General features: G+C 46.8%; 25 protein-coding genes. 23 read left to right on the top strand and 2 right to left on the bottom strand.

Translation table 11 applies throughout. The features are described from left to right. The first annotated feature begins 7 nt into the window (after positions 1 to 7). The 22 genes from LK436_RS03485 (at position 8) to LK436_RS03380 (ending at position 22,058) form a co-directional block, all read left to right on the top strand. Positions 8 to 262 (top strand): hypothetical protein, encoded by a 255-nt coding sequence (locus tag LK436_RS03485; protein ID WP_008396786.1) that lies wholly within the window; start codon positions 8 to 10, stop codon positions 260 to 262. Between the two features lie 38 nt (positions 263 to 300). Then, entirely contained in the window at positions 301 to 1,131 is an 831-nt protein-coding gene (locus LK436_RS03480; RefSeq protein ID WP_008396787.1) for a hypothetical protein, read from the top strand. Between the two features lie 29 nt (positions 1,132 to 1,160). Next, entirely contained in the window at positions 1,161 to 1,466 is a 306-nt protein-coding gene (locus LK436_RS03475) for a hypothetical protein (RefSeq protein WP_044930953.1), read from the top strand. Further along, positions 1,466 to 2,152: a hypothetical protein gene (locus LK436_RS03470; RefSeq protein ID WP_008396789.1), complete on the top strand. Its 687-nt coding sequence runs from the start codon at positions 1,466 to 1,468 to the stop codon at positions 2,150 to 2,152. Before LK436_RS03475 ends, LK436_RS03470 begins: the two co-directional genes overlap by 1 nt. A gap of 4 nt (positions 2,153 to 2,156) precedes the next feature. After that, positions 2,157 to 2,888: a hypothetical protein gene (locus tag LK436_RS03465; protein ID WP_008396790.1), complete on the top strand. Its 732-nt coding sequence runs from the start codon at positions 2,157 to 2,159 to the stop codon at positions 2,886 to 2,888. Beyond that, positions 2,881 to 3,360 (top strand): flavodoxin, encoded by a 480-nt coding sequence (locus LK436_RS03460; protein WP_008396791.1) that lies wholly within the window; start codon positions 2,881 to 2,883, stop codon positions 3,358 to 3,360. Before LK436_RS03465 ends, LK436_RS03460 begins: the two co-directional genes overlap by 8 nt. Before the next feature lie 39 nt (positions 3,361 to 3,399). Then, positions 3,400 to 3,816 (top strand): immunity 70 family protein, encoded by a 417-nt coding sequence (locus LK436_RS03455; protein WP_008396792.1) that lies wholly within the window; start codon positions 3,400 to 3,402, stop codon positions 3,814 to 3,816. A gap of 48 nt (positions 3,817 to 3,864) precedes the next feature. Beyond that, positions 3,865 to 4,074, top strand: coding sequence for a hypothetical protein (locus tag LK436_RS03450; protein WP_006573505.1), 210 nt, complete (start codon positions 3,865 to 3,867; stop codon positions 4,072 to 4,074). 19 nt (positions 4,075 to 4,093) lie between these two features. Further along, positions 4,094 to 5,137 carry an O-acetyl-ADP-ribose deacetylase gene (locus LK436_RS03445; RefSeq protein WP_008396795.1) on the top strand — a complete coding sequence of 348 codons (1,044 nt, stop codon included), beginning with the start codon at positions 4,094 to 4,096 and terminating at the stop codon, positions 5,135 to 5,137. A 5-nt stretch (positions 5,138 to 5,142) separates the two neighbouring features. After that, positions 5,143 to 6,675: a hypothetical protein gene (locus LK436_RS03440; protein ID WP_008396796.1), complete on the top strand. Its 1,533-nt coding sequence runs from the start codon at positions 5,143 to 5,145 to the stop codon at positions 6,673 to 6,675. 22 nt (positions 6,676 to 6,697) lie between these two features. Continuing rightward, positions 6,698 to 8,206 (top strand): DNA methylase, encoded by a 1,509-nt coding sequence (locus LK436_RS03435; RefSeq protein WP_008396797.1) that lies wholly within the window; start codon positions 6,698 to 6,700, stop codon positions 8,204 to 8,206. Beyond that, positions 8,203 to 8,625 carry a hypothetical protein gene (locus LK436_RS03430; RefSeq protein ID WP_008396798.1) on the top strand — a complete coding sequence of 141 codons (423 nt, stop codon included), beginning with the start codon at positions 8,203 to 8,205 and terminating at the stop codon, positions 8,623 to 8,625. Before LK436_RS03435 ends, LK436_RS03430 begins: the two co-directional genes overlap by 4 nt. A gap of 101 nt (positions 8,626 to 8,726) precedes the next feature. Then, the gene (locus LK436_RS03425) at positions 8,727 to 9,371 is read left to right on the top strand and encodes a VWA domain-containing protein (protein ID WP_044930867.1); all 645 of its coding nucleotides are present in this window, start codon (positions 8,727 to 8,729) and stop codon (positions 9,369 to 9,371) included. A gap of 230 nt (positions 9,372 to 9,601) precedes the next feature. After that, positions 9,602 to 9,931 (top strand): plasmid mobilization protein, encoded by a 330-nt coding sequence (locus LK436_RS03420; RefSeq protein ID WP_008396802.1) that lies wholly within the window; start codon positions 9,602 to 9,604, stop codon positions 9,929 to 9,931. Then, a complete protein-coding gene (locus LK436_RS03415) occupies positions 9,892 to 11,259 on the top strand; it encodes a relaxase/mobilization nuclease domain-containing protein (protein WP_008396803.1) in 1,368 nt (455 codons plus the stop codon). Before LK436_RS03420 ends, LK436_RS03415 begins: the two co-directional genes overlap by 40 nt. A 155-nt stretch (positions 11,260 to 11,414) precedes the next feature. After that, on the top strand, positions 11,415 to 11,645 hold the full coding sequence (locus tag LK436_RS03410) for a helix-turn-helix domain-containing protein (protein WP_008396804.1): 231 nt from the start codon (positions 11,415 to 11,417) through the stop codon (positions 11,643 to 11,645). Positions 11,646 to 11,740: 95 nt separating this feature from the next. Continuing rightward, a complete protein-coding gene (locus LK436_RS03405; protein WP_008396805.1) occupies positions 11,741 to 13,858 on the top strand; it encodes an AAA family ATPase in 2,118 nt (705 codons plus the stop codon). Then, the gene (gene mcrC, locus LK436_RS03400; protein WP_008396806.1) at positions 13,855 to 14,886 is read left to right on the top strand and encodes a 5-methylcytosine-specific restriction endonuclease system specificity protein McrC; all 1,032 of its coding nucleotides are present in this window, start codon (positions 13,855 to 13,857) and stop codon (positions 14,884 to 14,886) included. The genes LK436_RS03405 and mcrC overlap by 4 nt, the downstream gene beginning before the upstream one ends. 81 nt (positions 14,887 to 14,967) lie before the next feature. Beyond that, a complete protein-coding gene (locus LK436_RS03395; RefSeq protein WP_008396808.1) occupies positions 14,968 to 16,383 on the top strand; it encodes an NYN domain-containing protein in 1,416 nt (471 codons plus the stop codon). A gap of 90 nt (positions 16,384 to 16,473) precedes the next feature. Then, positions 16,474 to 19,239, top strand: a complete 2,766-nt coding sequence (locus tag LK436_RS03390) for a type I restriction endonuclease subunit R (RefSeq protein ID WP_008396810.1) — start codon at positions 16,474 to 16,476, stop codon at positions 19,237 to 19,239. Positions 19,240 to 19,251: 12 nt separating this feature from the next. Next, positions 19,252 to 20,820, top strand: a complete 1,569-nt coding sequence (locus tag LK436_RS03385) for a type I restriction-modification system subunit M (protein WP_008396812.1) — start codon at positions 19,252 to 19,254, stop codon at positions 20,818 to 20,820. Between the two features lie 2 nt (positions 20,821 to 20,822). Continuing rightward, positions 20,823 to 22,058: a restriction endonuclease subunit S gene (locus LK436_RS03380; protein ID WP_008396813.1), complete on the top strand. Its 1,236-nt coding sequence runs from the start codon at positions 20,823 to 20,825 to the stop codon at positions 22,056 to 22,058. Here the strand turns inward: LK436_RS03380 and LK436_RS03375 are convergent. Then, complete coding sequence (locus LK436_RS03375; RefSeq protein ID WP_008396814.1) at positions 22,051 to 23,112, bottom strand: restriction endonuclease subunit S; 1,062 nt, start codon at positions 23,110 to 23,112, stop codon at positions 22,051 to 22,053. The genes LK436_RS03380 and LK436_RS03375 overlap by 8 nt on opposite strands. Before the next feature lie 259 nt (positions 23,113 to 23,371). Between LK436_RS03375 and LK436_RS03370 the strand changes: the two genes are divergently transcribed. Next, entirely contained in the window at positions 23,372 to 23,899 is a 528-nt protein-coding gene (locus LK436_RS03370; RefSeq protein ID WP_166460505.1) for a restriction endonuclease subunit S, read from the top strand. Here LK436_RS03370 and LK436_RS03365 read toward each other — a convergent pair. Then, on the bottom strand, positions 23,892 to 25,016 hold the full coding sequence (locus LK436_RS03365; protein ID WP_008396816.1) for a restriction endonuclease subunit S: 1,125 nt from the start codon (positions 25,014 to 25,016) through the stop codon (positions 23,892 to 23,894). The two genes, LK436_RS03370 and LK436_RS03365, sit on opposite strands and share 8 nt — an antisense overlap. Positions 25,017 to 25,085 lie beyond the last annotated feature (69 nt).

Genomic DNA, 25,085 nt, shown 5'->3' with positions numbered 1-25,085 from the left:
GTGTATTATGGAGAAGAATGCAAGCAAAACTTCTGCTGTGACACCGAGCGAAGATACGCCCATGTTTGAGTTAGAATACATACAAAGAACGAAATCCGTACTTAATCGAATTGAGCATGAACTTGGACTCGACCGCACTACGGCATATCGGGTCGCTCTCTATGAGGTTATGGCAATGGACAAAGAAAGGCAGACACTTGACGCAATTACAGACTGTCTGGAAAAGCTGCTGCCTTCAAATTTCTGCAAAGACATCAGATAAACTGCTGTGATTGCAGGTCTTGAAAGGATATTCTCAGGATGGAATACAACGAATATAAAGAGGCTCTTCTCTGTGCGGCTGAAACCCTCAACGAACGCATGGGAACGGAGTTCAGCGAGGACAACCTTGTGCTGCGCTGCTTTCAGACGGAAAACCAGCAGGAAGTCTTTGAGCAGTTCTGCAAGCAGTATTTCCCGGATCGCCTGACAGATCAATATAAAGAGGACGGCTACTTTGACTTTCATGCTTCCGCCTTTGTTGGTGAAGGCGAGAACAGTGTGGACGGAATCCTTCTGCGCACAGATGTTGAAAGATCCCCCGCAACGCTCTATCACATCCTGTTGCATGAGCTGGCGCATATCTTCTGTACCCGCAATGAGCTTGGCGGAGATAACTTCTACAAACGCTACTGCATGGATGATACTCTGAGCAGTGAAGAAGACGGCGCGATCAACGCCGGATATGCGGTCTGGCGAGAACTGATTGCGGAACTGATTGCCTCTGAAAAGGATGACAACTGTGCTTTTCTCTCGCTTGAAGACAAGGAGGACATCCTGCGCTACTACATGAAAGAGCTTGAAGACGGTGATCGGAAATTGGCTGTCAGTATGCTTTTCTGCGAAGCACTGACAAGTCGTGAGGGTGAACCGGCTCCGACGTGGGGTGATACCAAAAAGAGGTTTGAAAAATACGCGCCCTTTGATGAGCCGTTGTTTATAGACTTGCTTGAGCTTGTAGTCCGGAAGCTAAAAAAGAACTTCGTGGAAATTGATCGAGACTTCATTCTTGAACTGGGTTCTCTCTACTTGTTCCTCGTCACGCAGTCGGATGTCAAGAAGCTGCAAAAGGTGCTTTCAGAAGAACACTAACCACGATACATAGAGAAAGGACGTGCATGATGAAGTACAAACTGTTCCGTTCCCCCGGTAATCTGGACAAGGCAGTCCGGAACCACGAACTGGTTGCCGTGGAAACCGGCAAGAGCATTGATGATGTGGCAAACGCGCTTATCCGTGCCGTTCGGGATGATCTTGCGGAAATGCCGGAGTATACGCACTGCGAAACCGCTGCGTATGCACCGGAACCAATTCAGGAGCATCGCCGCGTAAGACGTTATCAGTATGAGATGATGGGTGTTGTTTACCCGCAGTATGCGGAGAAGAACATCCTGATTGATTATGGCGTGATTGAAGAGGCGGAGTAATGTCAAAGAGATATGCCAGACAACTACATAGTGCAGATGGTTTGATTGCCGCCGTCGAGCAATACGGCTTTCTGCCCTTCTTTCGGAACGAGATTCACGGCTTCTCCATCGAGGAACTTTGCCCACCTGAGTTATGGTTTGCGGATGATGTAGATGGTCCGTGGGAATGGAAAGGACCGGCTGCGCGGAGCGGCAAATGTCTTTACGGCAAACTTTTCAACAAGAAGGCTGGATTTGTGAGTCGGGAGTGGATTCCGGACTTTGCGAACTTCCGGCGTGACGGCTATAACTTTGACGCCCGTTGGGATGACGGCTTGGCGTCCTACAAGGACAAGGAGCTTTATGAAGCCATAGCCGGTGAAGGCAGGATGCTTTCCAAACGGCTGAAAGAGGCTCTGAACTACCGCAAGGGCGGCAACACCGGTTTTGAGACGTGCATCACGCGGCTGCAAATGCAGAGCTATGTCTGCATCGCGGATTTCGTCTATATGCAGGACAGATACGGAAGACCTTATGGCTGGGGTGTCGCAGAGTATGCGACGCCGGAAGAACTTTTCGGGTACGACCTTATCACATCTGCCTATCAGCGAGACCCGCAGGAATCCAAAGAACGCATTCTAAAACATCTGCAATCACGTCTGCCTAACGCGACCGAAATGCAGCTTGAGAAAATCATAAAGGGGTAACGCAATGGACGATATTATCTTTGAGAAGGATTACCGGGAAACCGAGTCTGCCGAATACGATAAATGGTGCGATGAGGTGTTTGACCGCGCAGTTAATTGTGGTATGCTGAAAGCGTACTCCGAAGCAATGGACAAGATACCAAAGATCATTGTACCGGAGGACAAGAAGAACTACGAGTATCTTCTGGAACGCTGTGATGCGTTTGTCAAGCAACACCGCGGGTATATCAAGGGAATCGTGGACTATCATCGTTGGCACGCGGAAATCAATATGTTTCTCCCGTTTGCGGAGTTCGATGACTCAGAAGACCTTGCATTTTTGAAAGAAATTGCAGAAAAATCGCAAACCGTCTGCTTCTCCCCGGACGAAGAAGGTGGCATTCGCGTTCATATTTTTATCAACTACTTTGAAGAATTGATGTCAGCCGAACACAAGTCATACATCGAATACGATGCTATTATGCAGGACAAGAAACTATCTGAGTTACTTGGCATACCGGAGCTTTCTGACGAGGAAAAAGAACTCGCCCTGAAAATGAAGGGCATACTTGACCGCATTGATGAGGAAACAAGGATTGACCGTACCACGGCTTTTCGAGCCGCGCTTGATAAGATGACAAAAGAGCCGGAAGAAAACTGGTCGCTTCATTATATGGCAACATTGCTGGAAGCTCTGCTATACTTCATGCTGAATGAAGGAAATGAAAAGATTGATGAGGAAGAACACAATGAGTAATAAACTTGTAGCATATTTTTCTGCGTCCGGCGTGACCGCAAAGGTTGCCGAGACGCTGGCAGAGGCAATCGGCGCGGACATCTTTGAGATTGAGCCGAAGGTGCCTTATACGGAAGCTGATCTGAACTGGATGAACAAGAACGCCCGCAGCACGATTGAGATGAACGATCCTGCCTCCCGTCCTGAGATTGCCGCGAAGCGGGACAACATGGCGGACTACGACACAATTTTTGTGGGCTTCCCGATCTGGTGGTACGTTGCGCCGACGATTATCAATACGTTTCTTGAGAGTTATGATCTGACCGGCAAGACGATCATCCCGTTTGCAACCTCCGGCGGAAGCGGCATTGGCAAGACGAACGAACGCCTTGCGCCGAGCTGCAAAGGCGCAAAGCTGATGGACGGCAAGGTTTTCAAGGGCAGCGTCGGGCATCAGGAGTTTGCGGCGTGGGTTGAAGAACTTGGACTTTAAGGGGCAGACAAATCAGATTTATAGGGGGAAATTAGACACATGGCTGTCGGATTCAAAGTTGCGTTCTTTTGCTATCAAATAGGAAATGGAGATTTTCTACACTCCTTTTTCTCAACAGTTTCTTATAATTTAGAAAACGGGAAATGGGGTAGCAGATTCCCAACGCTTATGAATGAGCTATATCAAGGAACATTGGATAAAGATAACGTCGAAACAGCCATAGTGGAACTGAAAAAGATTCAGTTAGAACTCCAAGCGTTTAGTCCGGATAAGGTGGTTTGGGATATTGACGATTTGTCTAAGCAACCGCCTTGGGGCAAAAATATCAGCAATGATATTACCAACCTATCTAATTACTTTGTGACAAGCGATGGAGAAGACTTCATCACGATATTTTTCAACGCCTTGGAAAAAGCAAAAAAATTGCAAATGGATTTGACTATTGAGAGCGTATAAGGAGAGCGCAGATAGATTCCAGTTTAACGAACAGGAGATGATGAACGCATGAAAATCCTACATGAACTTTCTTGGCTATGGGAAACGCTGGGCATTGCACTTGTGGCTGCGGCTGTCTGCATGGCTTGCGCTGCGCTGATTGGCAAGGCAGCGAAGAAGAAGCTCGACAAAAAGGTGTTGGCGGTCGTAGGGGCAGCGGCATTTGTGGGCGCGATTCTGGCGGTCATTCTGATCGCCCGGACACCGATGCCGCTTTGATAGGACGGAGGATAGAATAATGCCGCTTCAAATTGTCAGAAATGACATCACAAAAATGAATGTGGACGCCATCGTCAACGCTGCCAACGAGTCGCTGCTGGGTGGCGGCGGTGTGGACGGCTGCATTCATCGTGCCGCAGGACCGGAGCTGCTGGTGGAATGTGAAACGCTCCACGGCTGCAAAACCGGGAGCGCAAAAATCACGAAGGGCTATAAGCTGCCCTGCAAATATGTCATTCATGCTGTCGGTCCGCGCTGGTATGACGGGCGGCATGGTGAGCGCGAACGGCTGATCTCATGCTATCGGACTTCGCTCATGCTGGCGAAAGAATACGGCTGCGAATCGGTTGCGTTCCCTCTGATTTCCTCCGGCATTTTCGGCTATCCGAAGGATCAGGCTCTCAATGTGGCGATTGACACCATTAGCAGTTTCCTTCTCGAAAACGAAATGACGGTGTACATCGTCATTTTTGACCGCAAAGCCTATCAGATCAGCGGCAAGCTGTTTGCCGATATTGCAGCGTACATAGATGACCGCTATGTGGACGAGCATACTGATAATCGTTCCGAGCGTCTGCGCAGGATGAACGCCTTCCGGATGGAAGAACCCATGCCTTGCGAGGCATCCGTTTGTGAAGAGGCAATCGAACAGCTCATGCCTCCCGTCTCTGCGGCGGCTGCCCCCAAAAAGGCGGCAACCCTTGATGACGCGCTGGGACAGATCGACGAGAGTTTTTCCGAGATGCTTCTGCGAAAGATTGATGAGCGCGGCATGACGGACGCGCAGTGCTATAAGAAGGCGAATATTGACCGGAAGCTCTTCTCGAAGATCCGCTCGGACAAGTCTTATAAGCCTTCCAAGCCCACGGTCATTGCGTTTGCCATTGCCCTTGAGCTGCCGCTTGTTGAAATGAAGGATATGCTCATGAAGGCTGGCTTTGCGCTCTCCCACTCCAACAAGTTTGACATCATCGTGGAGTATTTCGTGGAGCATGGGAACTATAATGTCTTTGAGATCAACGAGGCTCTGTTTGCCTTCGACCAAAGTTTAATAGGAGCATAAGGTCTATGGATAAAGTGTTTCAGAAATTTTTGCGAAGTGGTATTGACCTTTCGCCCGTAGGGGTGGAGCGTCGTGAAGATAACAACCCGTACTTTTGCACGCCAAAAGGTGCATCTATTTTTGGCTGGGCGGGTGTGGACGGCATCCACTTCTGCTTTGTTCGAGACTTTGGCGGTATGGTATTTTCCGTCAGTCCCATGAACTCGGCTCCGGATTTTGTTCATCCGCTGGCAAACGATTTTGAAGACTTTCTGAGGTTGCTCCTTGCTTGCAGTGATTCGGCAGCGCTGGAACAGGCGTGGATGTGGGATAAAGCCCAGTTTGAAGCCTTTTTGCAGGACAACCCTCCAACGCAGGATCAGCAAAGAACGCTATCAGAGCTTGCTGAGAAAATGAAATTGACGCCTATGGAACAGCCGTGGGTATACATCAAAAAGCTGCAAGCATCTTTTGATTATAGTAAGATCAAGTACACCGAGGACTATTATGATGTTGATATGAACCCAGAAGCAGAACCGACCATGCCTGAGTGGAAGGTCTACTTTGAGGGAAACTTCTGGGGACATTCGGGAAAAGACCATGCCGGAACGGAAATCCGGTTGAATAAGCAATTTGACTGGGCGAGGCATCATTGGGTTATTCCTGCGGCGTATTCTTGCAGCAAGGGACTCGTCATGGACTTTTGTATGCGTACCCCGGAAGAAGACATTCGCAAGTTCATAACTAAATGGGATTTACACCCCGAAAACGACTCCTGCGAATACTTCACGCAGGAGCAGCAAATGCAGATAGATTTAGACAATCCACTTTGCCTTGACTTTATTCCTCGTTTGGAATTGAACGGGAAAACAATGCTGACCTCCCACGGCTGTTCCGTGGTCTTTAATCCATGTTTGCCAGACGGGGTGATCAATGAAGCGGAAGCAAAGTGGGCATTGGAACACTATGATTTGGATACATCCTATGGATGGATGATTTTTCGGGCAGCTTTTCCGTGGACAAGCAAACGCCGTCCTGAAATAAAAGCCCTCTCCCTTACAATGGAGCAGCAGTCGTGTCGTGTCCCGGGACCACATTTCAAGGCACACGCTCCCGGTGATTCGTTTTCTTTCCTCCATCCGGTCAGTGGAAAAAAATACACATTGACTGTACAGGAATTAGAGCAGCAGACAATTTCCGAAAAGCGTTACGGTTCTGACCGCTGGTTTTATCCTACGCATTTTACTGCTATGAGCTATACACTTTCTCCTGAACCTGACAGCGATGTTACGATCTGTGATTGCGCTGAGGGGGACAAGCCTTTGGAAATTGCGCCATGCTCTGACCGCTATGCACCAGAGGCACGAAACGATATTGCTTGTATCGGCATTATCGGCGGAGCGGACGGTCCAATCGCAATCGTGTGTGGAGACAGCTCAAAAGAAAAACTTCATGCAGTTTGTTCCTCTCTACACTTTGAGCCGGTGGAGGGTGATATTGAATGGCGTATCGTATTCAACATTAAAAGCTCCAATGAAATGTCATTAGGGCTGATCTAAGAAGAAAGCGGAGGCAAAGAAGGTGAAACAACACACTTACATCGCAATCGACCTGAAATCCTTCTACGCCTCCGTGGAGTGCCGGGAGCGCGGCTTAGATCCTCTGGACACAAATCTCGTCGTTGCGGATGAGAGCCGGACGGACAAGACCATCTGCCTTGCCGTCACGCCCTCCCTCAAAAGCTACGGCATTTCCGGACGCGGGCGGCTGTTTGAAGTCAAGCAGCGCGTGAAGGAAGCAAATGCCGGACGGCAGCACGACGCACCGGGACGCAGACTGGAAGGCTCGTCGCACTTCTTCTCAGAGCTGCAAGCAGATCCGTCTCTGGCGATTGACTTCATCATCGCGCCGCCTCGGATGGCGTACTACATGGAGTACAGCACCCGCATCTATCAGGTCTACCTCAAGTATATCGCGCCGGAGGACATCGTAGTCTACTCCATCGACGAGGTGTTCATGGACGTGACGGACTACCTGAATACTTACAAGCTCTCGGCACATGACCTCGCCATGAAGATCATCCTCGATGTGCTTGAAACAACCGGCATCACAGCAACCGCAGGAATTGGCACGAACCTCTTTCTCTGCAAAGTGGCAATGGACATTGTAGCGAAGCACATCCCCGCCGACAAAAACGGCGTCCGAATAGCCGAACTGGATGAAATGAAGTTCCGGCGTGAGCTTTGGGCGCACCAGCCTCTCACGGATTTCTGGCGCGTGGGTCGAGGTATTGCCAAGAAACTTGAGCAGAATGGGATGTTCACAATGGGCGATGTTGCCCTCTGTTCAGAGCGGAACGAGGACTTGCTTTACAAGCTGTTCGGCAAGAATGCGGAATTGCTCATCGACCATGCGTGGGGCTGGGAGCCCACGACCATTGAAGCGATCAAGGCATACCGTCCCAGCTCCAACAGCCTCAGTTCCGGTCAGGTATTGCACTGTCCCTATGAGCCGCAGAAGGCGAAGCTGGTTGTCCGGGAAATGACGGACTTGCTTGTGCTGGACTTGGTGGACAAGGGGCTTGTCACCGATCAGATGGTTCTCACAGTTGGCTACGACATTGAGAACCTGACCGATCCTGCACGACGGGCAAAGTATCACGGCGCGGTGGAGAAAGACCCCTACGGTCGGGAGATTCCCAAACAGGCGCACGGCTCTATTAACCTCGACGGTCACACATCCTCTACCCGCAAAATAATGTGTGCTGTGTCAGAGCTGTTTGACCGGATCGTGGACAAGAATCTGCTTGTCCGCCGTATGTATGTTGTAGCAAATCATGTCCTGCCGGAAGCGGACGCGCCGAAGAAAAATGACGGTGCTGTCCAGCTTGACCTTTTCACTGACTATGCTGCCGAAGAGGAAAAACAGAAAGCCGAGGACGCCGCCTTGGAACGTGAGCGGAAAATACAAGCCGCCACGCTTGCAATCAAAAAGAAGTACGGAAAGAACGCCATCCTCAAGGCGATGAATCTTGAAGAAGGCGCAACCGCGAAAGACCGCAATGCGCAGATTGGAGGGCATAAGGCGTGAACGGAAAATACGACGAGATCATGGGACTTCCTCATCACGTTTCCAAAACGCGACCACAAATGCCGATGTCAGATCGTGCAGCGCAGTTTGCGCCCTTTGCCGCCCTCACCGGCTATGATTCTGCAATCAAGGAAACCGGACGTCTGACCGACGAAAGGATTGAGCTTGATGAGGGAGCCTTGACCGCTTTGAACATGAGGTATCAGCTTCTCATGGATGCCCTTGATGAAGAGCCGGAGGTTGAAATAACCTACTTCAAACCTGATGAGCGCAAAGCTGGCGGTGCGTATGTAACTGCAACCGGCGCAGTCATAAAGGTTGATGACTTTGAGCGCCTAATTACCATGCAGGACGGCACGAAGATTCCGATGGATGACATCCTAAGCATTGACGGAGAGCTGTTCTTATCCTTAGAATAATGTCGCTTGCCATGCGACCAAATGAAGTGAATACCGAAGTACAATATGACTGTAAGGTGAGACACCAAGCAGTCATTTTTTTATATACGGAGGTACAAAACATGAGAAAGAACATGACGGAGATCGTATTCATCCTTGATCGCAGCGGCTCTATGAGCGGACTGGAAACAGACACCATCGGAGGATTCAACTCCATGATTGAAAAGCAGAAAAAAGAGAATGGCGAGGCATTGATCTCTACCGTTCTCTTTGACAACGTGAGCGAGGTTATCCATGACCGTGTGCCGGTTCAGAAGGTGGAGCCGATGACCGACAGGGACTATTCCGTTCGCGGATGTACTGCCCTTCTGGATGCTATCGGCGGAGCAATTCATCACATTGGGAATGTCCACAAGTACGCAAGAAATGAGGATGTCCCTGAACATACGCTGTTCGTCATCACAACGGACGGCATGGAGAATGCAAGCCGCCGTTATGACAGCGAGACAGTTAAGAAAATGATCGAGCGGCAGAAGGAAAAGTACGGCTGGGAGTTTCTATTCCTCGGCGCAAATATTGACGCAGTTGAAACGGCAAAGCACTTCGGTATTGGAGCAGACCGAGCGGTCAATTATCACTCTGACCATAAGGGAACGCAGCTCAACTATGAGGTTCTGAGTGAAGCGGTTTCTGCTGTCCGTTGCAGCGTACCTCTGGGTACGAATTGGAAAAAGCGTATCGACGAGGACTACGAGTCAAGGAAATAAGAGATTTCTTCTCATAGACCCCTGTTTTTTTCTCAAAGAATGTCCGTTGTAAAGTGAAGGGGTATTTTACGAGGAGTCTCTACGAGGGAATACGATTTTAGAGAATAGCAAGCACAGCCGGTGTATATACACACGGCGATTTCCGATTAAGGAAACCCTCCCCTTAATCGAAAAAATGCTTGTTGGGAAGTCTCCCAAACCCTCTTCCTTTGCGAAAGGACGGAACGCCTATGGCAAACAGGACGCGACCAAATCAGATACTCTTCTTCGTCTCCGACGATGAGAAAAGAATTATCAAGGCAAAGATGGCGCAGCTTGGAACAAAGAACATGGGAGCATATCTCCGGAAGATGGCGATTGACGGCTATATCATCAAGGTGGACTACACGCAGCAGAAGAAACTTGCCGCCGCAGTCAGCCGTGTTGCCTCAAACATCAATCAGATTTGCCGCCGCATCAACTCCACCGGGCACTTTTATGCGGACGATATTACAGAGCTGAAAGAAAGGCAGGGTGAGATATGGCAGTTACTAAAATCAAGCCAATCCGAGGAACTGTAAACAAGGCTATTGCCTACATTCTCGACCCGCAGAAAACCGACGATGCTTTCTATGTTTCGTCCTATGGATGCGCTGCAAGCGACGCAGCGGCGAAGGAATTTGAGTGGACGAGAAACCTTGCAGTGCAGCAAGGAATGCAGATGCCGAAGGTGCTTGCCCGTCATTTGATCCAGTCCTTTGACATCGGTGAAGTGACGCCGGAAGAAGCTCACGAAGTCGGGAAACAGCTTGCGGACGAATGGCTCAAGGGCAAGTACGAGTATGTGATTGCTACCCACATCGACAAGGGGCATTGTCATAATCACATCATCTTCAATGCCGTAAATTATGTGGACTATCATGCCTACCGGAGCAACAAGAGAACCTATCGGGAACTGCGTCAGCTCAGTGATGAGATATGCAAGGAACACGGGCTGTCTGTGATCCCTCCGTCGCAGAACAAGGGCATGGACTACAAGGAATATACCGAAGCCAAACGCGGCACGAGCTGGAAGCAAAAACTCAAGCAGACCATCGACCGGCTTGTTATCACAGCAAAGGACTACGATGACTTTCTGCGGCTCATGCAGGAAGCCGGTTATGAAATTAAGACCGGCAAATACATCTCCTTCCGCGCTGAAGGTCAGGAGCGGTTTACCCGTTCTAAGACCATCGGAGAAAACTACACCGAGGAACGCATTAAGGAACGAATTGCTGGACGGACGCCCCGAAGAAGTCAGAGACAGACCGTACCGAAAAGCATCTCTCTCATCGGAGATATTCAGGAGCGGATCAGGCTCATCGACAGCAAGGGCTATGAGTATAAAGCCAAGCTCACGATCCTCAAGGAAGCGGCACGGACACTCAACTATCTCACGGAAAACAACTTGCTCCAATACGCCGATCTTGAGAAGAAGGTCGAGGATGTTCATAGCTCCTATGACCGCACCGGCAAGGAACTGAAAGGCGTTGAAGCGCGACTGCGGGAAGTCCAGCCGCTTATCAAAAACATCTCCAATTATCAGCGTCTCAAGCCTGTCTATAACGCCTTCCAGAAGGAAAAAGATAAGACTGGTTTCAAGGCAAAGCACGAAGCCGAGCTTGTGATCTTTGAGGCGGCGCGGAGTACACTGCTTGCCATGCAAGGCGATGAAAAACTGCCGAGCTTAAAGACGCTGCAAGCAGAACAGCAGCGTCTTCTCGATGAGCAGCAGCGGCTCTACGATGAACGCGCAAAGCTCAAAAAGGAAGCAAGGATGATCGACACATTGAAGGCAAACGTGGATGATTTCCTCAAGCCAAACGCAGAGCGCGACCAAGAGTATCAACGCAATTCACAGCGCGAATAAAGAGAAACGGCAAGGCAGCTTTCATGAATAACTGCCTTGCCCTTTTTGAAAATCAAAACCATCAAGAACTTGCATCTTTTTTGTGAACTTGTGCATGAGATAATTGCATTCAAAGAGGTTTTCGTGTATAATAGAATGGAAGTCATGATTAGCGGATGAGTAAAGGGGTGCGTATCATGGGAATCAGCTACAAAAAACTTTGGATGCTCCTGTTAGAGCGGGACATAAAGAAGTCCACCTTCCGGCAAGAGCTTAACCTTGCATCCGGAACATGGACGAAACTGAATAAGGGGGAAGAAGTGTCCCTCTCTATTTTGCTGCGCATCTGCGGCTATTTGAATTGCGACATCGGAGATATTTGTGAGGCTGTGCGGACGGACAACTGATAGGTCCTTTTTCCGTGCGGCTTTTTTATATACCAGTGGAGACGAATTAAATGTTTGTGCGTAGCAGGACTGTTACAAAAAAAGGAGGATAACAGATGGACATTGGCGTAACGATAAGCAAAGTCCGAAAAGAATACAGAGAATACTTACGGGAAACTCACCCGGACTGGGCTGACCCGACTATCAGCACCCATGTTTCCGATGCGTTCTATCTGTATCAAAACACTATTGCGCTGTCCTTCTGGAAGTGTTTTGAAAGTGATGCCTCTATGGAGAAAGCGAAGGGCGAAATCTTCGACTACCTAAAACAAGAAGTAATGTCTGATCGAGCAGACGAACGCACTGCACAGTATTATAGAGATTTGAAGCGGCTGAAAGAATTTATTGATTCTAAGGGCGGCGTCAAGACGTATATCGGTTATGAATATGACTGCGAAGTCATTGTCTACAAATATGCTAAGATGGTTTATGATGGCACAATGGAGATGGACGCTGCTGTAAAAGCCATGTGTCAGGAGGTCCCGTGCTTTGGAGAAACCTCGCACAAGCTGACGATCATGCTCTTTGCGTCCATGATGAAGGGCATAAAATACACTCGCAGGTCCAACACTGAAACTACGGTTTACTTCATCGTCCACATTGGGAAAGACTACGGACAGGAGCAAATGGTCAATGCTCTAAAAGCCACTCAGGAGAACATTAAATATTACTACGAGCAAACCGGCAACAAGTCTAACAGCATTCGTAGAGGATGCAAAAAGATCGTCGAAGAGAACAACATTGATATATCCTTCGACGATGAAATCTTTGATGGAATCATTCCGAAGGAGAACACAGATACAGCTCTTTCATCCGACGCTACTGCAACACACTATTGGCTGTACGCAGCGGGTGATGGCTCCGCAAATTGGGAGAATGATTATGCCGAAGGGATTATGGCTATCGGCTGGTCTGACCTTGGCGATCTAATGGAATATAGCTCCAAGGAAGAAATGCGGGCAAAGATGAAAGAGGTCTACGGGGATACTGGCTCATATAAGAATCAGGTTCTTGCTACATGGCAATTTGCAAACGAGCTGAAACCCGGTGATGTTGTCTTTGTTAAAAAAGGCAGAAAACAGATCCTCGGTCGCGGGTTGGTCGAAGGCGAATATATTTTTGATCCTGAACGCGGTCAATATGCCAATACCCGAAAGGTACGCTGGACAGATAAGGGCGAGTGGGAATTATCAGATCAGGGTGCAATCAAAACGTTGACGGATATTACGTCCTACACAGATTACGTCAAGAAGCTGCAAAACATGATTGACGGAGACAAGCACGAAGATACCTTCGACGATGCTGCTGATGAGGAAATCACTTTCGAGCCATACACCGCCGATGATTTTCTGACCGATGTGTATATGGACGAAGATCGGTATAAGGTTCTCAAGTCGCTGCTTTTAACCAAAAAGAATGTAATTCTGCAAGGCGCACCGGGCGTGGGAAAAACCTTCGCAGCAAAAAGACTGGCATTTTCTATCATGGGAGAAAAGGACACCAACCGTGTGAAAATGGTTCAGTTTCATCAGAGTTATAGCTATGAAGATTTCATCATGGGTTTCCGCCCGACGGAGACAGGATTTGAACTGCGAAAGGGCGTATTCTACGAGTTTTGCAGGCAAGCTGCTGAGGATGATCGTCCATACTTTTTCATTATCGACGAGATCAACAGAGGCAATCTCAGCAAGATTTTTGGCGAACTCTTCATGTTGATTGAGAGTGATAAACGCGGTGTCGAATTGCAGCTTCTATATGCAGATGAGCAGTTCTCCATTCCGAGTAACGTCTATATCATTGGCATGATGAACACTGCTGACCGTAGCCTCGCCATGCTGGACTATGCACTTAGACGTCGTTTTGCTTTCTTTGAGCTTACTCCGGCATTTTCGTCTGCTGGATTCAGAGCATACAGAACGAAAGTCAATAATCCGAAGTTTGACCGGCTCATTGCAACAGTTGAGCAGCTTAACGACGTAATTGCAAACGATGACTCGCTTGGTGAGGGGTTCTGTATCGGACATAGCTATTTCTGTACAAACGCAACCATCAACGATGAATGGATGCGGTCTGTTGTCGAATATGAACTGATACCTCTTTTGAAAGAATACTGGTTTGACGAGGCAGTTAAAGTGAAGGATTGGAGCCGCACATTACGCGAGGTAGTCAAATGATCCGTGTCCAGAACGTTTATTATATGCTGGCTTATGCGTTCCAAGTGCTGCATGAGCAAGGGTATAAAAATGTCGCCACCGAAGAGTTTGATAATGTGGCTGAACTTCTGGCTGCTATTCTCTGCCGTGGAGTATCTGTCCAGATAAAGAGAGGCTTAATCAGACAATACATTTCGAGAGAGGAAGCACTTGCGTCTCCCCGTGGGAAACTTGAAATTGGTGAATCCATAAAGACACAGGTTATTCGCAAGAAACAGCTCGTTTGCAATTATGATGAGTTTTCGGTTGATGCCTACCCCAACCGAATCATCAAAACAACAATGGAATTGCTGCTTCGTGGAAGTATTTCAAAAGCCAGAAAAAAGGAGATCAGGAAGTTGATGATTTTCTTTGATGGCATCAGCATATTGGACATCCATAGTATCAACTGGGACATTCAATATGATCGCAATAATCAAACATATCGGATGTTGATAGCCGTTTGCCGATTTGTGATAAAAGGGCTTTTGCAAACGACAGCCGATGGCTCAACAAAGATTATGGATTATGCGGATGATCAAACAATGGCGAAGCTATACGAGAAGTTTATTCTCGGATACTATCAGCGTGAGCATCCAGAGTTAAAAGCATACTCTCCACAAATTGCGTGGCAAGTCACAGATGGGTACAGAACGCTTTTGCCGACGATGCAGTCTGACATTGTGATTACGAATAAGGCAGCAAAGAAAACGCTCATCATCGACGCCAAATACTACACGCACAATATGCAAATGAAAGCACCGTACATGACGCAGACGCTTCATTCTGGAAATCTGTATCAGATTTTCACCTATGTGAAGAACTGGTCTGCCGCGCCGAATGAGGTCGTTTCCGGTATGCTTTTATATGCGGGAACAGACGATGCGATTCAGCCAAACAATGATTATCAAATGAGCGGGAATCAGATCAGTGTGAAGACATTGGACATGGACTGTGACTTTTCTAAAATTGCAGCGCAGCTCGACAGCATTGCTGATCGGATAAAGTAGGGTGTAGGCACTGGACAGCCGTTCTTCTAATCTCACCGCTTCATAAACAAGCAGATATGCTCTCCGTGGAAAGGAGCAATCATGAATATACTTGAAAATCCCATACCGAATGAGGTGTTGGATAATGCAACAAGCCCTCTCACCGATGACAGGGCAGCGTACAAAGACAGCACCTACGAGATCGTTTCAAAGGTGGCTTACCTGATTGGCGTGCCAAAACGCATCTTTGACAACGAACATGAAGCCCCAAAAGTTGAAGTATACAATCGGTTGGACAGCGATAAAACAGCTCGAATTATAAGACATCTTTGCATTGTACGAACTGCGATTGAGCGTAACTTCAAGCGCATCAATGAACGCATGAGATTCCAGTATGAGACCATTCTGAGTATGCCGGAATATGTTCCGCAGGAAAGCATAAACCAGCTAAGTCTTGACGGAGTGAACTTCATCAAAAACACCAGCAAAAAACTGTGCCAACACGTTGTCGAGATTAACAGGTTGATTTGCGATAGAATCAACAACTGCAAGAAGCTCTTTCCCCTCTGGATAAATTGGGATTACATTAAAGCACTTTTCGTCATGCCTGACGGTTTGAAGGAAGATGGTACAAGAGAGGCTGCCAACATTTATTACTCTCATTTGCTTTTTTATCCCTATCAGATGTACATAAACTGGCAGCCGGAGGAAGTCGGCAACATTCTTTACAATGATAAGAAGTTCGTTACCTTGCTGTACAGTTGGAACAATGACTATTTCACTGAATATAGCAAAGTCTCAGATGCAGGGAGTTATATCAAAGGAAGTATCTATGAGTTTATTGAGAGCAGCGAAAAGACCGTTATCGTTGTCGATTGTGAAAACTCTGATCCCTACAAGCTGTGTGCTACCTTAAAAAACCTCGATCACGAGTATACACAAAAAATTGCGTCGATCATTCTCTTTGATGATGTGCATACCGCCTCCGCATGGAGAATATTAGACAGCTTCACCGCAATCCATGTTGAACACATGATGATTGAACGGGTGAAGCAAAGCAAGTCGCTCGTTGATGTCATGCTTATTGCCCGAACTTGTCAGGAACACTACAAGAATAACGTCGATTCCTTTATTCTTGTTTCCAGCGACTCCGATTACTGGGGGTTAATCTCGTCTCTGCCGGAAGCACGTTTTTTAGTTATGATTGAACGAGAGAACTGCGGACCGGACTTGAAGAATGCACTTCTGAATGCAGGGATATTTTATTGCTATATTGATGACTTCTACTCTGGAAATGCTGAGGACATCAAGCTCGGCGCACTTTTCAAAGAAATGGAGCGTTATATTGACCAAACCGTCAGGCTCAATATCAACGAGATGTTCAGTGCCGCTTTGAAGGTAACGCGCATTGAGATGAGTTCGTCTGAGAAAAACCAGTTCATCGCAAAGTACCTAAAATCAATGCAAATGGAAATTACAGATGATGGTGACGTGGTTTTGCAGTTGAAACGAAAATAAGTCCGGTATTTGGGATACTTGCTATGATAAAATAGAAATGAGGACAGGCTGGCAACCAACAAATGATCCTCTAGTATTGGAGATGAAGATATGGCATACCAAAGCGAAGCGGCTCTTGAACAGCAGTTTATAGAGCAACTGAACAAGCAGGAATATACCACAGTCGCAATTCCTGATTATGACGCGCTGGTGGAGAACTTCAAAGTTCAGTTTGAAGCCTTCAATGCGCCAAAGCTGGATACGCCTATCACTGATAAAGAGTGGGAGCGTATCTTCAACCTCATGCTCGGAAAGTCAGTTTTCCAGAGTGCAAAAATCTTGAGGGATAAGTTTGTCCTTGAGCGTGAAGATGGTACAAAGGTATATCTGTCCTTCTTTGATCAGGACCACACGAAGAACATTTTCCAAGTCACTCATCAAACAACCGTAGTTGGAAAGTACGTCAATCGTTACGACGTTACGATTCTCGTAAACGGCTTGCCCCTGATCCAAGTAGAATTAAAGCGCCGTGGCATTGACATCCGCGAGGCAGTCAATCAGGTCATGCGTTATAAGAAGCACTCCTACAACGGGCTGTATCATTTCATTCAGCTCTTCATTGTCTCCAATGGTGTTGACACAAAGTATTTTGCCAATTCCGACAGAGACTTGATGTATAGTCTTGCTTTCTTCTGGACTGATTTCAATAACGTCCGCATCACCAATTTGAAGGACTTTTCGATTTCTTTCCTTGCAAGGGATCACATCATCAAAATGCTGACCCGCTACACCATCCTAAATGATACCGATAAGATTTTGATGGTCATGCGTCCCTATCAGGTTTATGCCGTAGAAGCGCTGATCCGTCAGGCAACGCTCACAAACCGGAATGCGTATATCTGGCACACAACCGGCGCGGGCAAGACGCTTACATCCTTTAAGACGGCGCAAATCCTCGCAGCAAATCCGAACATCAAGAAAGTCATTTTCCTTGTTGACCGAAAAGACTTGGATTCTCAGACAACCGAAGAGTTTAACAAGTTTGAGGCTGGCTCCGTTGATGTGACAGATCGCACCGATGTTCTTGTCCGCCAGATGAAGGACAAGAACAGACAGCTTATCGTCACCACGATGCAGAAGATGGCAAACGCTGTAAAGCGCCCTCAGTACGAGAAAGTAATGGACGCATACAAAGACGAGAAGGTTGTCTTTATCATCGACGAGTGCCACCGCAGCCAGTTTGGGGATATGCACAAGGACATTGTGCGGCATTTCAGAAAGGCACAGTTTTTCGGCTTCACGGGGACACCTCGGTTTGAAGTCAACGGTAAAACTGAGGGTAAAATCACGCAAACAACAGAAATGCTCTTTGGTGAGTGTCTTCACAATTACCTGATTAAAGACGCCATCTTCGATAATAATGTTCTGGGCTTCCACATCGAATACATAAAAACAATGGAGGGTGATTTTGATTGGGATGACCCGACACTCGCGGACGCGATTGATATAGGCGAACTCTATATGTCCGATGAGCGAATGTCTCTGATCGCCAATCACATCATCCAGAACCACAAGGCGAAAACCCGAAATGGACAATATACGGCTATTTTTGCCGTGTCCTCTATTGATGCCCTTGTTAAGTATTACGACATTTTCAAGAAGATCAAGCATGACCTGAATATCAGCGGCATCTTCTCCTACGGGCAGAATGAGGATGCCGAGGGCAAGGACGAGCATAGCCGTGATTCGTTGGAGCGTATCATCAAGGACTATAACGAGATGTACGGAACCAATTTCTCCACGGATACGTTCTCAGCTTATCACAAGGACATCTCTGACCGAGTAAAGGGAAAGAAAACAAAGTCGCTTGATATTCTCATCGTCGTGAATATGTTCCTGACCGGATTTGACAGCAAGCCGCTCTCTGTCCTTTATGTGGACAAGGACTTGAAGTATCATGATCTGCTGCAAGCCTATTCCCGCACAAACCGCGTTGAGAAGGAAACAAAGCCCTTTGGCATTATCATTTGCTACCGCAACCTCAAAAAACGTACTGATGACGCGCTGACACTCTTCTCTAAGAGTCAAGATACCTCTGGCATCGTTGTTCCGGGTTATCAATACTTCGTAGAGAAGTTCAACGAAATGGTGATGAAGCTCAAGGAAATTGCTCTGTTTCCGGAGTCCGTGGACACAATGCAGAACGAGGACGATCAGAAGAAGTTTGTCGTGACCTTTCGTGAGCTGACAAAGTACCTCCAATCGTTGCAGACTTTTATTGAGTTCAGCTTCGATCAGGATGCTCTTATCATGTCCGAGCAGGAATACCAGGACTACAAGAGCAAATACCTCATGCTCTACTCAAGGCAAAAAACAGACCGCGAGGTTGTTTCCGTCCTGAACGACGTTGACTTCTGCATCGAATTGATGGAGAGTGACAGGATCAATGTGGCGTACATCATGAACCTGATTCGCAACATCCATTTCGACGATCCCAAACAGAAGGATTACGATATTAAACACATTAAGGACGAGCTGGGCAGAACCGACAATCCGCAGTTGCTTCGGAAAGTCGAAATTCTGCAAGCGTTCTTGGATCGTGTTGTTGTCGGCTTGGAAAGTGCGGATGAAATTGATGCAGCATATAATGACTTTGAAAATGAAGCAAAGCGCGAAGAGATCGTTGCCTTTGCGAAGACTGAGGACATTGACGCATCTATGTTGACGGATATTATTTCGGAATATGAGTTTTCTGGCACAATGGATGCAGGAAATATCCGAGATAGGATTGAGAAGCCCTTGCCGCTTTTGAAGAAGCGCTCCCTTGTAAATCGGATTGTTGACTTCATCCGGCAGCACACAGAGAAATACCAATAAGGAGAGAGACAAATGGATAATTCGATTCAGGCTCATCAGAAAGAGCTTTGCAATAAGCTATGGGCAATGGCAAATGCCTTGCGCGGAAACATGGAGGCGTATGAGTTCAAGAACTATATCTTGGGCATGATCTTCTACTACTACCTTTCCGACAGGACGGAGAAGTATATGGCGAATCTTCTCAAGGATGACGGTATCGGTTATGAAGAGGCGTGGGCAGACGAAGAATATAAGACCGCCGTTATCGAAGAGGCACTGCGCGATCTCGGCTATGTCATCGAGCCGCAGTATTTGTTCCGCAAGATGGTCAAGATGGTAGAAAACCGCTCCTTCGACATTGAGTTCTTGCAGAGTGCAATCAACGCCCTGATGGAGTCCACAATCGGAAACGATTCTCAGGAAGACTTTGACGGACTGTTTTCTGATATGCAGCTTGATTCATCAAAGCTCGGTCATACTGTCAAAGATAGAAGTGCTGTTATGGCAAAGATCATCGCTTCGCTGGACGAAATCAACTTCGGCGTGGATGATACCAAAATTGACGTTCTTGGTAACGCCTATGAATATCTGATCGGTCAGTTTGCTGCAACTGCTGGCAAGAAAGCCGGTGAGTTCTATACGCCATCCGGTCCTGCCGAATTGCTTTGCCGTCTGGCTTGCCTCGGTCTCACGGATGTCAAGGATGCAGCCGACCCCACTTGTGGCTCTGGTTCACTGCTGCTGCGCCTCAAGAACTATGCCAACGTGAGAAACTACTATGGACAGGAATTAACCTCCACGACTTATAACCTCGCCAGAATGAACATGATTCTGCGTGGAGTCCCATATCGCAACTTTAACATCTACAACGGTGATACCTTGGAGCATGACTACTTCGGAGACATGAAGTTCCGTGTTCAGGTTGCTAATCCGCCTTATTCTGCAAACTGGTCTGCTGATATGCACTTCATGGAGGACGAGCGATTCAACGAATACGGAAAACTCGCTCCGAAGAGCAAGGCTGACTTTGCCTTTGTTCAGCACATGGTTTACCACATGGACGAGGATGGACGAGCCGTCGTTCTCCTGCCGCATGGTGTCCTGTTCCGTGGTGCTGCGGAGGAAGTAATTCGCAAGCACCTTATTCAGAAATTAAATGTTCTGGACGCGGTAATCGGTTTGCCTGCAAATCTGTTCTTTGGTACAGGCATTCCTGTCTGTGTTCTTGTTCTCAAAAGAGAGCGCAATGGCAACTCTGACAACATCCTTTTCATCGACGCTTCCAGCGACTTTGAAGCCGGAAAGAACCAGAACATCCTTCGGGAGTGCGACATTGACAAGATTGTTGAGACCTATGAGCGCCGTCAGGACGTCGATAAATATGCTCATGTTGCGACCATGCAGGAGATTGAAGAGAACGGCTTCAACCTGAACATTCCTCGCTATGTTGACACATTTGAACCGGAACCTGAGATTGACCTGAATGAAGTTGCCGCCGAGATCCGCAAGCTGCAATCTGAAATTAAGGATATTGATGCGGAACTGAAACCGTTTTTTGATGAGCTGGGGCTGGATTTCCCCTTTGACGTGGAGGGCAAATAATTATGGCAAATGTATCCTCAAGTAACGGTCTTGAGAAGCGTCCGAAGATCCGCTTTCCGGGCTTCGATGAACCGTGGAGAGCAGAAAAATTGTCTGATTTTGCAGAACGGATAACACGGAAAAACAGCAATAATGAAACTGATCTACCCCTGACAATATCTTCAAAAGACGGTCTTGTCGATCAAATCAGTTACTTCAACAAAACCGTTGCAAGCAAAGACATGAGTGGATATTACCTTTTGAGGAATGGCGAATATGCGTATAACAAGAGCTATTCCGTAGGTTACGACTTCGGTTCAATAAAGCGGTTAGATCGCTATCCTATGGGAGCGTTGTCTACACTATACATCTGTTTTGCGCTCAAGAAGCACAATACAGATTTCATTAAGGTGTACTTTGATTCACTCAAATGGTACAAGGAAATCTATATGATTTCAGCAGAAGGGGCAAGAAATCACGGATTGCTTAATGTTCCAACAGATGAGTTCTTCGCCACAGAACACTATCTGCCGGAGAATACTGCCGAGCAGAGAAAGATTGCAGATTTTCTCATTGCCTTAGAGCGTCGTATCGACGCGCAGCAATCTCTCGTAGATAACCTCAAGAAGTATAAAAGAGGTGTCATGCAGCACATTTTTCGCCAACTTCCTTCTCGGAATGGCGCAGAGTGGACTTGTGTTCGACTGGGTGATATTTTTAAAAAAGTTTCGCGCCGTAACACAGATGGAGTAATAAAAAATGTAATTACCAACTCTGCGGAATACGGACTAATTCCTCAGCGCGATTTCTTTGACAAGGTTATTGCAGTGGACGGAAACACAGCAAATTACTATGTCATCGAAAATGGAGACTTTGTTTACAATCCGAGAAAGTCAAATTCTGCGCCATACGGACCGTTCAATAGATATACTCTCAGTGAGCAAGGTATTATCTCGCCGCTATATACCTGTCTTGTGCTGCAAGCAGATATTTCTCCTTCATATCTCGCTTGGTACTTTAAGAGCGACGCATGGTACAGGTACATCTATGATAACGGCTCACAAGGCGTTCGTCATGATCGAGTTTCTATGACGGATGATTTGCTTATGGGGATTCCTGTTATGTATCCCAGCCATGTGAAACAACTTCTGTATGCAGATATTCTTGATATGGTGGAGGCACGGTTGCAAGCAACCCAAAAAACACTTGACTTTCTGAATAAAATGAGGGACGGCTATATGAGGCAGCTCTTTATATAAAGAGCTGTTGCAACAAGCCATTTCGCATTTGGGATAATAACGATAGTTCTTTTTCCTGAACCTCTACATACTTTTCGAGTTTAGCCAGTTTGTCGATTATGCGTTGTTGTTGGTCAATGTCAGGCGTTGGTATTTCAATGTTTAAGAAGGAGTCCATCATGAGACTTTGTACCGTTGTTCCGGTTTTCACAAGAGTTCTAATGATAGTGTCCTCTTGCGACAGAATTGCATAATAGAGGTAGAATGCGTTGCAACCATGTACTTGCAATGCTTTGATGTCCTGATTTATCGTTGCATCTACTTCGAGAATAGCGAGAGGCAACGAATGTTTCAAGATACCACTTCGCGCAACCAACAATAATGTCCCCGGATGATAAAGCGTCATCTCATTGAGCGCCAGATTTGTTATCTTTAGCTCGCTACCGGAAATTCTACTACTCTTCATGTCTTTGGAGGAAATCCAAACAATGTCTCCGTTCCAATAGAGCGAATTGCTCATACTTGGCGTTTTGCCTCCTGAAACGCGAACAAGCTCACGAAGTTTTCTGCACTGAGAACTTTTCGAGATTGCAGAAAATATTTGATTGAACAATCCTCTTTTATACTTCTTGAGGGCATCTACCATTTGCTGCTGCTTTTCTATTCTATGACTGAGGGTACAAAACAACTGTGCAATCCTTTCCTGTTCAGAGACATCGCAGTACGGTAAACCAAGCCACTTGAACGCTTCATAGCTGATCTGTCTGCCGTCCCTAATTCCCTCCACTGACTTTGAGAGGATATGATTGATGAATTCATCCGTGTGAAAGTATGCTTCATAGAAAAGGCTTGAATGTGGTTTCTTGCAGCGCAGAATGGTATACGCCGGACTCACTATGCCATCTTCATTAGCCATTTCGAGTCCGCCTTCAAAGGAACGAAGATGAATAATGAAGTCTCCCTGTTCCACCTTTTTGTAGTTTGCGAGAGACGCATCATCATAGTGAATATTCCTCCCAGCTTGTTCTCTCGGAAGGGTTCCTTTGCCCTGAATAATGGTCAAAACAGTTTCCATAGGGTGATTCTTGTCCGCTACATTCTTAAAGAGTTCTTCTGCCTTATAGATGCTCCACGGCTCATCGAAGCCCGGAAAGCGGAGCTTCGGACGCTTCTCAAGACCGTTACTTGAGGTCTATTTTCAGACCTCATTCCGGTATGAACCAAAAGTAAAATCCCTTGCAGTAGCAGAGATTTTCCGCTATTGCAAGGGATTTCGTCTGTCATATAGCTATTTCTGCTTGCTTGATCAGAAGTATAAAAGAGGACTTATTAAGTTGGTTTTCGAGAAAGTAATGAGCGAGGCGCATTACCAATTACCATTATCTGATTTGTGCATATCAATATCCTCTGGTCGCACAACCGTGAATGAATCTAATGGCAGATACCCTTTATTTGGATCAACGGGTATTGTGGGAATGACAAACACTATTGAGCATGATGGAGATATTGTCATGGTAGCCCGTGTCGGGGCAAATGCAGGAAAGGTAAACTTTTTTTCTGGAAGATGTGGAGTAACTGATAACACGCTCGTAATCCGCGTCAAAGAAAATACCATTCATCCGAAGTTTCTCGCATATTTCTTAGAAAACTTCGATCTACACAAACTAATTTTTGGCTCAGGGCAACCACTTGTTACAGGTGGACAACTGAAAAAGATACAGTCTCCAGTCATCGCTTACAAGGCACAACTGCTCATTACAAGAAGTCTTGAATCTCTGGATCGAATTATTGGAACGCAAGATACCTACATGGAAAAACTCATCCAGCTAAAATCAGGTTTGATGCAACGGCTTTTTATATAAAGAGCTGCTGTAATAGACCATCTCTATTTGAAAGCAGATAATCAAGAATGCTTTGCGCTTTGTCTGTCCTTTGGTCAAAGGCAGACAGGAAATCAGCAATGTGACATTGTTCTTCGTAAACGGGTAAAGCAAGCCCAATTCTACGGCACTTATCTTGGTTTAACTTAGGTTGTGCCGTGCCAGTGTTATAGCGTGTATAATCGAGACTTTCAAGTAGCTCACAAAGAAATTTGATGTTCTGCCCCGCTTTAGGTCGCATTACATGAGCATGGTTGTTTACCCAATATTTACCTTCCGCGATAAAACACAATGGCGTACTGCGATTAAGTATATTTGCCCCATCTTCACCAAGAAGGAGCAGCGGCTCATCGAAGATGAAATCGTCAATATAGTCTATTATGCCCGATGCGCCGTAATATGGATACTGTCCTTGCCGTTTGGCTCTGTCCGCACTTTCAAGCGGTTTACGCTGTCCGTCCAGAAAATCCACTGCGTCTTGTAGCGTGCAGGATGTCCATTCTGGATATGGGTTTCCGGTTGCATCAGAGAACTTTAGCTGATGTGAAAAAATAGCCGCAACGACACCTCTTTTATACTTCTTGAGGCTATCAACCAGAGCGCGTTGCATTTCAATTCTCTGTTCAATTCTCTCAAGGAAAATGGCGATTTGCGCTTGCTCGTGAGCAGACGGAATATTGATCGGCATAGCAAAGAAGGTGTCATCCTTTATGCTAACTCTGTCATGTCTTGCTCCGCTGTCACCGGACATATACACATACCTATGCCACGCAGAAGACCGGAAATACCATTCAAAGAACGCAGGATTGATCTCTTTCTTAGCTCTAAAGCAAAGGTACAACGGTGAGACAATACCAGCTTCGGTATATTTGTAGCTACTTATAGGACCGTATGGAGCGTCGGCTGATTTGCGAGGATTATAAACGAAGTCATTTTCCTCAATGATGTAATATCCGTTGGTATTGTCGCTGTTGGCGATGTTCTTGTCAAAGTATTCGCGCTGTGGTATCAAGCCCTGCTTTGCCGAGTTACAGATAACATTAGTTATTCGCCCATCTGTATTTTTCTGAGTGTTCTTTGCAAATACGGATGATAACAAGGTTGTCTGCCATGGCTCATCGAAGCCCGGAAAGCGGAGCTTCGGACGCTTCTCAAGACCGTTACTTGA

The sequence above is a fragment of the Clostridium sp. M62/1 genome, from assembly GCF_020736365.1.
Classification (GTDB): domain Bacteria; phylum Bacillota; class Clostridia; order Lachnospirales; family Lachnospiraceae; genus Otoolea; species Otoolea saccharolyticum_A.
The sequence above is the reverse complement of the archived record's forward strand: the minus strand, read 5'-3'. Positions and strand labels throughout refer to the sequence as shown.